This window comes from Micromonospora sp. R77 (assembly GCF_022747945.1).
Classification (GTDB): Bacteria; Actinomycetota; Actinomycetes; order Mycobacteriales; family Micromonosporaceae; genus Micromonospora.
This window is the reverse complement of record NZ_JALDST010000001.1, coordinates 6,827,468-6,839,580: the sequence shown is the minus strand read 5'-3', so window position 1 is coordinate 6,839,580 and position 12,113 is coordinate 6,827,468. Positions and strand designations below refer to the sequence as shown.

The following is a 12,113-nucleotide window of genomic DNA, read 5'->3' as shown; positions in this document are numbered from 1 at the left end:
ATGTCGACCCCGACCACCGGTCCCGTCATCCCTTCAGGCCGGTGTGCGCGAGGCCCTCGACGAACTGTTTCTGGGCGATGACGAAGACCACCAGGACCGGCAGCGCGGTCATCGACGCCGCCGCGAGCTGGACGTCCCACATGGGACCGCCGTACGCGTCGACGAACTGGGTGAGCGCCTGCGGCAGGGTGAACTTCTCCGGCGAGGAGAGGAACACGATCGGTTCCAGATAGAGGTTCCAGCTGTGCAGGAAGGTGAAGATGGCCACCGCCCCGAGCGCGGGCCGGGACAGCGGCAGCGCGATCCGCCAGAAGGTGGCGAAGCGCCCCAACCCGTCGACCCGGGCCGCCTCCTCCAACTCGCCGGGGAGGCTGATGAAGAACTGCCGCATGATGAACGTCGCCAGCACGCTCGGCGCCCCGAAGACCGGCACCAGGATCAGCGGCCAGTGGGTGTCGATCAGTCCCAGCCTGAAGAACATCTGGAACAGCGGCACGATCGTCACCTCGCTGGGAATGAGCAGGCCCGCGAGGACGACGAGGAAGAGCACGTTCTGGCCCCGGAACCGGATCCGCGCGAACGCGTACCCGGCGAGCGCCGCCACGGCGAGCGTACCGACCGTGACCAGCAGTGCGATGTAGAGACTGTTGAGGTACTGCTGTCCGAAGGGCTGCAACTCGAAGACCCGCCGGTAGGCGTCGAGCCGCGGGTCGGTCGGCAGTAGCCGGGGCGGGAAGGCGAAGATGTCCGCCACCGGTCGCAGCGACGAGGTGACCATCCACCAGGTCGGGAAGACGAACGGGACCGCCAGGACCAGCAGCACCCCGTAGAGCACCAACTTGGTGCGGCGGGACAGGTCACGATTCATGGAAGACCCACCTCTTGCGCATCTGCCACTGCAGCACGGTGAGCACGAGCACGATGCCGAAGAGCAGGATCGACAGCGTGGCGCCGTAGCCGAAGTGATGGAACTGGAAGGCCTGCTGGTAGAGGTAGTAGACGAGGACCGTGGTCGAGGTGCCGGGACCGCCCTGGGTCAGCACCGCGATCTGCGCGAAGACCTGCAGCGAACCGACCACCGTGATGATCGAGGTGAGCAGGATCGTCGGGCTGATCAACGGCACGGTGATCCGCCAGAACTGGCGCAGCCGGCTTGCCCCGTCCACCTCCGCGGCCTCGTACAGGTCCGCCGGCACGCCCTGGAGGGCGGCCAGGAACAGCACCATGTTCAGGCCGACGTTCTTGAACACCTGGACGACGACCACCGACAGCATCGCCGTGCCCTCGCCGCGCAGCCAGTTCGGCCCGGTCACGCCGACCGTGTCGAGCAGGCCGTTGACCCCGCCGTTCTTCTGCAGCAGGAAGCCCCAGACGATGGTCCAGGCCACCAGGGAGACCACCACGGGCGAGAAGAAGAGGGTACGGAACAGGATCGTGCCGCGCAGCTTCTGATTGAGCAGGACGGCCAGCAGCAGCGCCAGGCCGAGGTTGAGCACCACCAGGCCGACGGAGAACAGCCCGGTGGCCCGCAGCACCCCGCCGAGGTTCGGATCGTCGGCGAGCGCCGCGTAGTTGTCGGCACCGACGAAGTCGAAGGTCCCGGCGAGCACGTTCCACTCGTGCAGGCTGTACCAGACCACCAGGACCAGCGGCAGGATCACGAAGACCAGGCTGCCGAGTAGTTGCGGGGCGATGAACAGGTAACCGGTGAGCTGGTCCCGGCGGCGGCTGGTCCAGAACGGCCGGGCCCGGCCCGGGGCGGGCCCGGCAGCGGCCGGGCCCACCCTGGTGTCCGTCTGGGTCATGATCGTCGGCCCTACTTCGCCAGCAGTGGCTGGATCTTGGCGCAGACGCCGTCGAGCACCGCCTTGACGTCCGCGTTCGGCTGCCACAGCGGGTCGAGACCGGCGCGCACCTGCTGGCTCAGCTCGGCCTGGCCGGCGTGGCTGGGCTTGACCACACCGTTGGTGATGCCGTCGATGACGACCTTCTGCAACTGCTCCGGCTTGAGCTTCGGGTTCGTCTTGGCCAGGGTCTCGGCGGTCAACTGCGACCGCCGGGGCGGCGGGAAGAACTGGGCGAGCTTCGCCGAGTTGGTGGGGTTGGTGAAGAAGGCCAGGAAGTCGGCCGCCTGCTCGGCGTGCGCGCTCTTCTTCATCACCCCGATGCCGGCCTGGCCGACCACCGCGTACGGGCCCTTGGGGCCGGCCGGCAGGGGGACCAGGTCCCAGCCGAAGCCGTCGTCCTTCAGCAGCGAGGCGCGGGAGATCTGGGTGACGGTCATGGCGGCGTCACCGGCGAAGAAGTCGGCGCTCGTGCCCGGGCCGGGCAGTGCCTTACCGGTGAAGATGCCCTGGTGCAGGGTGGTCATCGCGTCGACCATCTCGGGGCTGGCGAAGCCGCAGGTCCGGCCGTCCTCGCTCCACGCCCGCGCACCCCAACCGGTCCAGAAGGTGGACAGGTTGTCCCAACCCTTGTAGTCGAAGTCGCGGATCACCAGGCCGGCCTTGCCCGACCTGGCCGCGGTCGCCCCGGCGGTGGCCAGGGCGTTCTCCCAGGTCCACTGCCCGGCTGCGATCAGCTCCGCCGGGGTCTTCTGCCCGGCCTTCCTGACCAGGTCCGTGTTGACGAAGACCCCGAACGGCGAGGTGGAGAAGGGGTACGCGTACAGCTTGCCGTCGTTCTGCCAGAGCTTGAGGGTGGCGGGGGAGAGGTCGTCGTACCGGTAGCCGTCGGCCTTGCCGAGCGTGTCGTCCAGCGGCAGCAGCGCGCGCGAGGCGACGAAGTCGGGGGCCGAGTTCTCGAAGATCCACGCGAGGTCGGGCGCGTTCCCGCCGGCGATCTGCGTGGTGAGAGTGGTGGTGTAGTTCTCGAACGGCAGCGGATCGAACTTGATCTCGGCGACGTCCGGGTGGCTCTTGCGGTATTCGTCGGCGATCTCGTTGAACAGTTTCAGGTGTGCCTCGTTGGCCGACCAGACGGTCATCCGCAGACTGGCCGGGCCCTGCTCCTTCGCCTCGCCGCCACCACAGGCGGACAGGGCGAGGACGCCGGACAGCGCCGCGGCGACGACAGCCAGACCCTTTCGTGACTTCACTATCTTCTCCTCACCGGGGGTTTCAGTAGCCGGCGATCTGCGGCCAGCGGCGTTCCACGCCGACGGACGAGATGCGCTCGGTGAATTCGGCCAGCAGCCGGGGGGTGCCGCGGACCGCGCGCGGGGACTCGCCCCGCGCCAGGCAGAAGTCGGCCAACAGGCCGGCGACCTCGCCGACGTTCCACTCGACGGGGTGCAGCCGGTAGCTGCCGTTGGTGACGTGCGTGGTGCCGATGTTCTTGCCGGCCGGCAGCAGGTTCTCCATCCGCTGCGGGATCAGCGCACCGAGCGGGATCTCGAACGGGCAGGAGCCCACGTCGATGTAGTTGTCGCCGCCGGTCGACGGGTGCAGGTCGATCCGGTACATCCCCACGCCGACGGAGTCGGGATAGCTCACCGCGCCGTGCTCGCCCCGTACCGCGAGGGAGAGGTCCTGCTCCACCACGGTGTACTCGGCGCGGATGCGGCGGGATTCCCGGATGTAGGGCGCCTGTGCCAGGCCGTCCCGGCTGCCGGTCACGTCGCCGCGCAGCCGCAGCCCGGGAAAGCCGGTGCCGCCGTCGGGGCGGGGCGCCTCCGTCTGCAGCCAGTACAGCACCGAGTACGACAGCTCACGGGCCTTGGCCAGGTGCCAGGAGGCGTTGGGCACGTCGATGACCGGGCCCTCGAAGTAGTCGATCATCGGCCAGTTGACCAGCGTGATGTCGCTGCCGTACGCCCCGTCGACGAAGTTGCGCCGGGCGGCGATCCGCCGGAACGTCCACAGGTTCCCGTCACCCGGGTCGAGCCGTTGGTCGGCGTTGACGCCGAGCGGGTCGTCGTCGGGGTTCGGCGTGAAGCTGCGCTCGACCGTCTCCAGCGTGCGCGGGTGCGGCGACCGCCAGGACAGCAGCCGGTCACCCCAGAAGTCGGGCTTGTAGTCGCGCCAGAAGTCGTATCCGGCGGGGCGGTCGATGGTGTGGTCGCCGTCGACGTGGTCCAGGGCGAAGCAGACCGAGACCGCCTGCATGTTCATCGGCTGCGCCTGCGCCGGCGCGCTCGGCTCGCCGGTCTCGGCCTGCGACTCGAACCCGGTGACGTACTCGGTGCCGGTCAGCGGCAGCAGCTCACCGGTCTCGGTGGCGTCTAGGACGTACGGTGCCACCACCTCGATCCGGTCGTCCCGGTCCCGGTGGGCGAGGGTGACCCCGGTGACCCGGTCCCCGTCGGTCTCCGCCGCGACCGGTCGGTACGGCTGCAGCACCGTCAGCCGCCCCGATCCCCGGTACGGCGCGAGCATCTGCTCGAGGACGGCGACGGCCACCCTGGGCTCGTGACAGAGCCGGCTCACCCAACCGGCGCCCGGGTTGAGGTCGGTCCAGGCCCGGGACCGCTCGGTCAGCGGGTAGTGGCGGCGGTAGTAGTCGCGGATGCCGGCGCGCAGCTCCCGGTAGCTCGCGGTGGCGCCGAACTGTTCGATCCAGGAGTGCTCGTCCGGGGGGACCGCCTGGCTGGTGAGCTGCCCGCCGAGCCAGTCGAACTCCTCGGTGAGGATGACGGACCGGCCGGCCCGGGCCGCGGCGAGCGCCGCGGCGACTCCGCCCAGTCCGCCCCCGACGACGAGGACGTCCGTACGCATGAGTACCACTTGCTTCCTTCCAGTTGCGCGGCCGGCCGGTCAGTGCCGGTCGACCGCCGGTTCGCAGGTCCCGAGGGTGGCGCCCTCGACGAGTTCGCAGGGCAGCAGCCGCTGCTGGAGTCCGGCCGCGCTGCCGTCGATGACGCCGGTCAAGACCTCGACGGCCTGCCGGCCCATCTCCTCGCGCGGGATGTGGAACCCGGTGAAGGCGATGTCGGTGGGGACCGGGGACGTGGGGTCCCCGAGGGTGACGATCGACAGGTCACCGGGCACGGTGAGGCCGCGCCGGCGGGCGACCGACTCCAGCGCGACCGCGGTGGCGAAGTCCTCCACGAAGGCGACCGTGCTGCCGTCGGCGAGCAGGTCGTCGATGGTGGCGTCGGCTGCCCCGGCCGCGGCGGTGACCTTGCGGGCGCTCTGCGCGCCGGCCGCCGCGAGGTCGAAGCCACGACGCCGGTCCCGCGAGGATTCGGCGGTCATGCCCATGCTCACGTACGTCAGCCGCCGGTGGCCGCTGCGCAACGCGCGCTCGACGAGCCGGGCCACCGCCGCGGCGTAGTCGGCACCGACGTAGGGCACCGGACCGCCGGCATCGTCGCGGCGTCCGACGGCGACGTAGGGGAACCCGTCGCGGTTGAGCCGGTCCAGCTCCGCGCCGTCGATCTCCCGGCCGAGCAGGATGCACCCGTCGGCCAGCCGCAGCCGGTTGTCCTGGTGGAAGATGCGCCGCCGCCCGTCGACCACCGGTGCGCTGGTGAACAGCAGCAGGTCGCAGCCGACCCGCTCGGCGTACTCCTCGATGCCGAGCAGGAAGGGGTGGAAGAAGTCCCGGCTGCCGCTGGGGAAGGCGGGCTCGTACGTGAAGACGCCGATGATCCGGTTGAACCGCGAGGCGAGGCGGCGGGCGGCCGGGTCGGCGGCGTACCCGGTCTCGGCGATGACCCGCAGCACCCGGTCCCGGGTCTCCGGGGCGATCCGGACGTCGGCGTCGGTGCGGTTGTTGAGCACCAGCGACACCGTCGCCTGGCTGACACCGGCCATCCGCGCGATGTCACGCTGGGTAACTCGTTTGGGGGGAGGGGTCATGTCGGGTCCTTCCGGGGCGGCTAATGCGTATTAGCGCTCGGCGTCGGGATGGAGCCTGGCCGCTGGACCGGTCTGCTGTCAAGACCTCGGACGAAGCTTTCTCGGACGCGGACTCCCTGGAGTAATGCGTATTAGCTCGATCGGGGCCCGGCGCGGCGGGTCGACCGGAGCGGGATGCGCGGCCGGCTCTTGACAGCAGCCGTGGCGGCGCGCGACAGTGGGGAACGATCTCCGCTAATACGTATTAGTTCGCCGCCGCCCGCTGGCCTCGGCGGTGGATCGCACCTGCCTCACTACCGAGAGCTACTCATCCGGTTCCGGCGCGACGGGCAGCTACCACGTCGGGGCCGCGCGGCGATGCCGCGATCCGGGCCGGGGTCAGCCGACTCCGGCGTACCAGCGGTCGTCGCCGGTCAGCCGCCACAGCACGGCGGTGGCGACGAACTGGCCGGTCTCGTCGCAGAACGCGGGTTTCCGCACCCAGGGACGCAGGACCACGGGGAGGCCGTCGAGCAGGCCCGGCCACAGCTCGCCGTCGGGATCGCGGTACGGCGACATCGCCGACTCGTGGTCGAAGACCCGGATGAACGCGCCGTCGGCGGTGCACACGGCGGCCCACTCGTCGCCGCTGCCGTTGCTCATCAGCGCCGCCTCGGCGGCGCCCCACCTTTAGGTGTAGCCGTAGCAGGGCTCCGGACCGTCGACGATGCGGTCCAGCACGGCCAGGGCCCTGCCGCGCTGCCGCAGCCGGTCGACGGTGGGCAGTGCGGCCGCGATCTCGTACGCGTTCACCGGGCGACCCTACCCGCGTGGGCGGCGGTGCCGACCGGCCGATGCCGGTGGCCGCCGGGTCGGCCGACGGGACCGGCCCCTGACACCGCTCGGATGTCAGGGGCCGGTCCGGTGCCGGTCAGGTCAGCGGGACCTGGCGGGCGAGTGCGCCGTCCCCGGCCTCGAAGGCGGCCAGGACGGAGGTGGGCGTGCCGCCGGTCACCGGCACCACGACGGTCACCTGCTGGCCGGCGCGCAACTGCACCGTGCGTTCACCCAGCGACCGGTCGCCGTCGAAGGTGTGCAGGTACGCCGTGCCGGCGCGGTCGGCCCGTACGGTCACCGACACCCCGCCGGCGACCTGCCGCTGGCCGGTGATCCGCAGCGCCCGCTCGGGGAGCCGGGCCACGGCGGCCGGAGCCACCCCGTCCACCGCCGACTGCGCGATGGTCTGCGGGCTGTGCACGCTGCGCGCGGCGGTGTCCGGGAACACCGGGGCGCTGGGCTGCCGGGCGGCCGGCGTGAGGCCGGGCAGGGTCACCAGGCCGTACCGGTACGGGTCGGCCCGGACTCCGGTGAAGGTGGACCAGCCCAGCCGGGACTGGGAGCTGAGGTCCTGGGTGTCCGAGTCGTACACCAGCACGTTGAAGCCCATCCGGGCCGGGTCGATCGCGTCGGGCAGCACCGCGAACGGGATCCGCGCCTCGATGGTGTAGCCGGTGTACGGCGCGGTGACCTTGCTGACCACGGTCATCCCCGGTGCGGTCGTGGCGCCCGGTCCCTGCCGGTTGTCGGCGTCGCGCTGCCAGCACGGGGGGTCGCCGTTGGCGGGGTCGTCGGTGACCGGGAAGATGCCCGCCTTGAACACGGTGGAGGTGTCCGACGAGTTCCCCTTGGGGTCGACGATGATCTCCACGCTGTCGGTGCGGCGCTGCCGCTTGCAGTCCTGCGGCACCACCTTCTTGCCCAGGACGTCATCGGTGACCTGCACGAAGACGACGAGCGCGTCGTCGGTCCAGGCGATCCGCCCGGTGGCCGAGGCGTCCTGAGCGGTGGTGGCCTGTCCCTCCCAGATGCGGGAGAGGTCCAGTTCCTCGCCGGGGTACTCGCCGGGGGCGGCGACCCCGTCGACGGCGTGGTCCTGCCCGGCGCGCGGCACCTCACTGGTCGGCACGATCTCCAGCGCCCCGGTCTCCACGGTGCTGCCGGCGGCGCTGGTGGTGGTGATCGTGAGCCCGTAGTCCCCGCCCTCGTTGGCGGTCGGCAGCGTGGCGTCGCTGTTGGTGACGGTGAAGGTCACCGCGCCGGTCGCACCCGGCGCCAGGTCCGCGTAGCTCTTGCTCGCGGCGTCGGCGGTGAAGCCGGCGGGCAGGCCGAGGGTGACCGTGCCGTGCTGCGCGGTCGCGCCGTTGTTGCGCAGGTCGATCCGGACGCTCCGGCTCTTGCCGGAGCCGATGGTCAGCACCGGATCGATCAGGGTGTCCAGCTGCGGGTAGCCGCTGTCCCCGGCCCAGCTGCGGAACAGCCCGACCTCGGGCAGCGGCTCCAGGGTGCCGCGCACGTCGGCGACCACCCGGACCGCGCGGTCCGTGCGACCCGCGCCCTGGCCGGTGGTCAGGGACGCGCCGAGCAGGTGCTGGACGTTGGTCTCGGTGCCGGCGGGAACGGTCACCGTGAAGGTCACGGTGCGCTCCTTGCCGGCCGGTACGGCGCCGCGCAGCGCTCCGGAGCCGGTCGCGGTCCAGCCCTGGGGCAGGCGCAGGGAGACCCGGGGTGCGGTGAGTGCCCGGTCGCGGGGTGCCCGCACGTGGGCGGTGACCTCGACGCTCTGCCCGGGGGCGAGGTCGAAGCGGTCGGCGGTCAGGTAGAGCTCGGTGCCGCGCGGCAGCCCACCGGCCGCCGGGGGCAGCGCGGAGCCGCGCAGGATCGCCTCCGGGGAGGTGTCCGCCGGGTCGTACGGGACGCGGCTGTCGACCAGGGTGTAGAAGTCGCAGCGGATCTTCGCCGGGTCGGTGGGGGCGGCGGCGGTGTTCGCCCAGCCCTGGGTGACGTACTCCCGGCGGGCCTCGACCTCGATCTCGGCCCAGGTCCGGCCGTCGGCGGCGGGGGTGCCCTCCCAGACGCCGAACACCTGGTCGGTGGGGACGGCCGGCACGAAGCTGGAGGCGCACTGCGGTCCGGCCGACGAGCTGCCGGTGCCGCCGGTACGCAGGAACTTCGCCGCCCGGAACGGGCTGAGGCCCTCCTTGCTGAGCTGCTCGGGGAAGGCCTTCGGGTCGGCGGCGGCGTGGAACGCCTCGGCGGCGAACCGCGCGGCCTGCTGGTGGTTGCCGTGGTTGCCGGGGGTGGGCGACGGGTTCATCGTCATGACGATCTCGGGCCTGGTCTGCCGGATCACCCGGACGATCTGGGCCAGGGTCTCGTCGTGTCCCCAGATCTGCTCGGACAGGGGCGCGGACGCGGTGTACCAGAAGTCGACGTGGTCGAGGTTGTACAGGTTCTCCACCCCGGCGCGACCGATCGCGGTGCGCTCCTCGCGCTCCCGGATGATGCCGAGCGGCGGTCCCTCCTCCAGGCCGACGGCGTTGCCGCCGCCCTCGCCGCGGGTGATGGTGACGACGCCGGCCTTGGTGCCGTACCGCTGCTTCCACTGGCCGAGCGTGGCGAGGCTCCCGGCCTCGTCGTCGGGGTGCGCGCTGACGAAGAGGACGTCCAGGTCGACGGCGTCGGTCGACCGGGCGTCGGTGGGGGCGGCGAGTGCCGTGGCCGGTGTCCCGGTCAGGGCGAGGGCGAGAGCGGTGGGTAGCAGGAACGCCTTGAGACGCATGCAGATCCTTTCGCATGGCGCGAGGTCCGGGCGGCGGCCGGCGACGTCGGACGCGGGGGCGTCGACGTGGGGTCGCGATCGGACGGTGAGGAGCGGGGACGCCGGGTCCAGGGGAGTACCGGCGTCACCGGGTGCGCAGCGGCACGGACGTCCGTACACACTGGAAGGCCTTCGCCCGGTGACGCTAGGGACCGGCCCCGCGACCCGTCAATGCTTTGGAAGACCTTTCTTTGTTTGCGAAAGAAAATAAGTTGTCGCCACGGCGACCCTGTCGGGGGGCGCGAGGTCCGCCATCCAGCGCTCGGGAGTGCGCATTTCGCCTGTTGACGGTGGGGATCGCCGGGCGTCGAGACGGTTTTGTTACTTGACTAGATACTTCGTTCGCCGTAGGAAGGAAAGGTGACTGACGTGGTGACGCCACCAACGAGCCCCGTAAGCCGGGAGCGGTCGAAGGAGATCAAGCGGTTGTCCGTGATCTCCACCGCCCGCCAGGTGCGGGTGCTCTCCCGCGCCGAGCTGACCGAGCTCACCGGCCTGAGCCCCGCCACGCTCACCCCGCTCGTGCGCGAGCTGATCGCCGAGGGCTACCTCATCGAGCGTGGCCCCGGCACCTCCCGTACCGGCCGGCCGCGGGCGATGCTGGAGTTCAATCCCCGGGCCGAACTGGTGGCCGCCGTCTCGCTGGAACCGTCCCGGATCAGCTGCGAGATCGCCGACAGCGACGGCGCCGTCGTCGCCCACCGCGCGGTCCGGCTCACCGGCGACATCGTCGACACCATCTGCCGCTCGGTGCCCGAACTCGCCGGGGACGGGCTGCCGGCGCTGCGCGGGGTGGCCATCGCCGCGCCCGGCGTCTCCACCGGCGGCGCGGTGCGCCTGGCCCCCTCGGTCGGCCTGGTCGAGGGCCGGCCGGTGGGGGAGTCGGTGCAGCAGCGGCTGGGGGTGCCGGTGGTGGTGGACAACGACGTGAACCTGATGGCGGCCGGCGAGCACGCCGCCGGAGCGGGCAGCGACGTCGCGGACCTGCTGCTGCTGCACGTGGCCGACGGCATCGGCGCCGGCCTGGTGCTGGATGGGCGGGTCCGCCGGGGCGCCGGCGGGGCCGCCGGTGAGGTCGGTTTCCTGCCGCTGGACCCGAGCGACCGCGGCCACGACGGCATCGGGCCGTTCGAGGCCCGCTGGTCGGAGAACGCCATCGCCGAACGGATGGTGGCCCTGGCCCCCGGTCGGCGGCCGGCCGCACCCGTGGCCGACCTGGTGGCGCTGGCCGCCGAGGACGACCGGGCCGCCGCCTACCTGGACGACGTGCTCGCCGCCTGGTCGCGGCTGATCGTCTCCTGCGTCTGCGTCGTCGACCCCGGGCGGGTGCTGCTCAGCGGCGCCGCCGCCCACCTCGACGACGCCGCCGTGGGCCGGCTCCAGGCGCTGGTCACCGCCGCCGCGCCGAGCGCCACCGAGGTACGCCGGGCGGTGCTCGGCGACCGGGCGGTGCTGCACGGGGCGGTCAGCTACGCCCTCTCCGCGGCCGCCGCCGGCATGCCCGTCCTGCCGCCCATCCCCTGACCACATCCCTCGCACCGCAGTTCCCCCCACACCCCTCGGAGGTACCCCATGAGACGTCGACTTCTCCTCGCCGGTGCGCTCGCCACCGTGCTCGCCGCCGGCACCGCCTGCGGCGGCGGCGGTGACGACGCGGCCGGCGGCGCGAGCGCCGAGAAGCTGACCATCTACACGGCCCGCGACAAGAAGGTCTCCACCTACGTCGTCGACCAGTTCACCGCCAAGTACCCGGAGTACAAGGGCAAGGTCGAGATCCTCAACCTGGGCGCGCAGGAGATCCTGGAGCGGGTCCGGGCGGAGAAGGCCAACCCGCAGGCCGACGTCTGGTGGGGCGGCACCCAGCAGGGGCTCTCCGCGGGCGCGTCGGAGGACCTGCTGGCCTCCTGGCAGCCGGCGTTCGCCGGCAAGATGGACGCCCGCTACAAGGACGCCGAGGGCCGCTGGTTCGGGGAGATCCTGCTCCCCGAGGTCATCATGTACAACAACAAGGCGCTCACCCCGGAGCAGGCCCCGAAGGACTGGGACGACCTGCTGAAGCCGGAGTGGAAGGACAAGGTCGTCATCCGGGACGTGGCGGCGTCCGGCACCATGCGGTCGATCTACGCGTCGATGATCGTGCGGCAGTCCCCGGACGGCAGCAACCCGCAGCCCGGCTACGACTGGCTCAAGAAGCTCGACGCCAACACCGGCGCGTACGCGGCCAACCCGGCCGACCTCTACCTGAAGCTCTCCCGCCAGCAGGGCGTGCTCAGCGCCTGGAACCTGCAGGACATCCTGCTGCAGGCCAACCAGTCGAAGATGCCGTTCGGCTACGTGATGCCCGCCTCCGGCGCCCCGGTGCTGGTCGACGGCATCGCCGCGGTCAAGGGTGGCAGCACCACCGGCGCGCAGAAGTTCATGGAGTTCCTCTTCGACGACAAGCTCCGCGCCGACCTGGCCAAGGACTACTACCAGATCCCGGCCGTGGACATCGCCGAGAAGCCGGAGTGGCTGGCCCAGCTCGACCTCAAGCCGCTGGACGTCAACTGGGACGTGATCGGCAAGAACGAGACCGAGTGGATCAACCACTGGAACAGCCAGATCAAGAACAAGGGCTGACCGCCCGGGCGTCCGGGGGCGGGCCCGTCTCGCCCCCGACGTCCCCACCCCACGAC

At 71.6% G+C, this 12,113-nt stretch carries 10 protein-coding genes; 2 read left to right on the top strand and 8 right to left on the bottom strand.

The window, feature by feature from the left end; all coding sequences use genetic code 11:
* Window positions 1–25: 25 nt before the first annotated feature.
* From MRQ36_RS31635 to MRQ36_RS31605, 8 genes are all read right to left on the bottom strand, one after another.
* Complete coding sequence (locus tag MRQ36_RS31635; RefSeq protein ID WP_242800408.1) at window positions 26–868, bottom strand: carbohydrate ABC transporter permease; 843 nt, start codon at window positions 866–868, stop codon at window positions 26–28.
* The gene (locus MRQ36_RS31630; protein WP_242800406.1) at window positions 858–1,805 is read right to left on the bottom strand and encodes a carbohydrate ABC transporter permease; all 948 of its coding nucleotides are present in this window, start codon (window positions 1,803–1,805) and stop codon (window positions 858–860) included. Before MRQ36_RS31630 ends, MRQ36_RS31635 begins: the two co-directional genes overlap by 11 nt.
* Window positions 1,806–1,816: 11 nt before the next feature.
* Window positions 1,817–3,097 (bottom strand): ABC transporter substrate-binding protein, encoded by a 1,281-nt coding sequence (locus MRQ36_RS31625; protein WP_242800404.1) that lies wholly within the window; start codon window positions 3,095–3,097, stop codon window positions 1,817–1,819.
* Window positions 3,098–3,119: 22 nt separating this feature from the next.
* Window positions 3,120–4,715: an FAD-dependent oxidoreductase gene (locus tag MRQ36_RS31620; protein ID WP_242800402.1), complete on the bottom strand. Its 1,596-nt coding sequence runs from the start codon at window positions 4,713–4,715 to the stop codon at window positions 3,120–3,122.
* A 39-nt stretch (window positions 4,716–4,754) separates the two neighbouring features.
* Window positions 4,755–5,801: a LacI family DNA-binding transcriptional regulator gene (locus MRQ36_RS31615; protein WP_242800399.1), complete on the bottom strand. Its 1,047-nt coding sequence runs from the start codon at window positions 5,799–5,801 to the stop codon at window positions 4,755–4,757.
* A 378-nt stretch (window positions 5,802–6,179) separates the two neighbouring features.
* Complete coding sequence (locus tag MRQ36_RS31610) at window positions 6,180–6,443, bottom strand: hypothetical protein (RefSeq protein ID WP_242800397.1); 264 nt, start codon at window positions 6,441–6,443, stop codon at window positions 6,180–6,182.
* Window positions 6,444–6,470: 27 nt separating this feature from the next.
* Window positions 6,471–6,593 (bottom strand): hypothetical protein, encoded by a 123-nt coding sequence (locus MRQ36_RS33725; RefSeq protein WP_278187644.1) that lies wholly within the window; start codon window positions 6,591–6,593, stop codon window positions 6,471–6,473.
* Between the two features lie 118 nt (window positions 6,594–6,711).
* On the bottom strand, window positions 6,712–9,399 hold the full coding sequence (locus MRQ36_RS31605) for a sugar-binding protein (RefSeq protein ID WP_242800395.1): 2,688 nt from the start codon (window positions 9,397–9,399) through the stop codon (window positions 6,712–6,714).
* 399 nt (window positions 9,400–9,798) lie between these two features.
* On the opposite strand from MRQ36_RS31605, the gene MRQ36_RS31600 reads away from it, so the two are divergent.
* Window positions 9,799–10,962 (top strand): ROK family protein, encoded by a 1,164-nt coding sequence (locus MRQ36_RS31600; protein WP_242800393.1) that lies wholly within the window; start codon window positions 9,799–9,801, stop codon window positions 10,960–10,962.
* 48 nt (window positions 10,963–11,010) lie between these two features.
* Window positions 11,011–12,057, top strand: a complete 1,047-nt coding sequence (locus MRQ36_RS31595) for an extracellular solute-binding protein (RefSeq protein ID WP_242800391.1) — start codon at window positions 11,011–11,013, stop codon at window positions 12,055–12,057.
* Window positions 12,058–12,113: the final 56 nt, after the last annotated feature.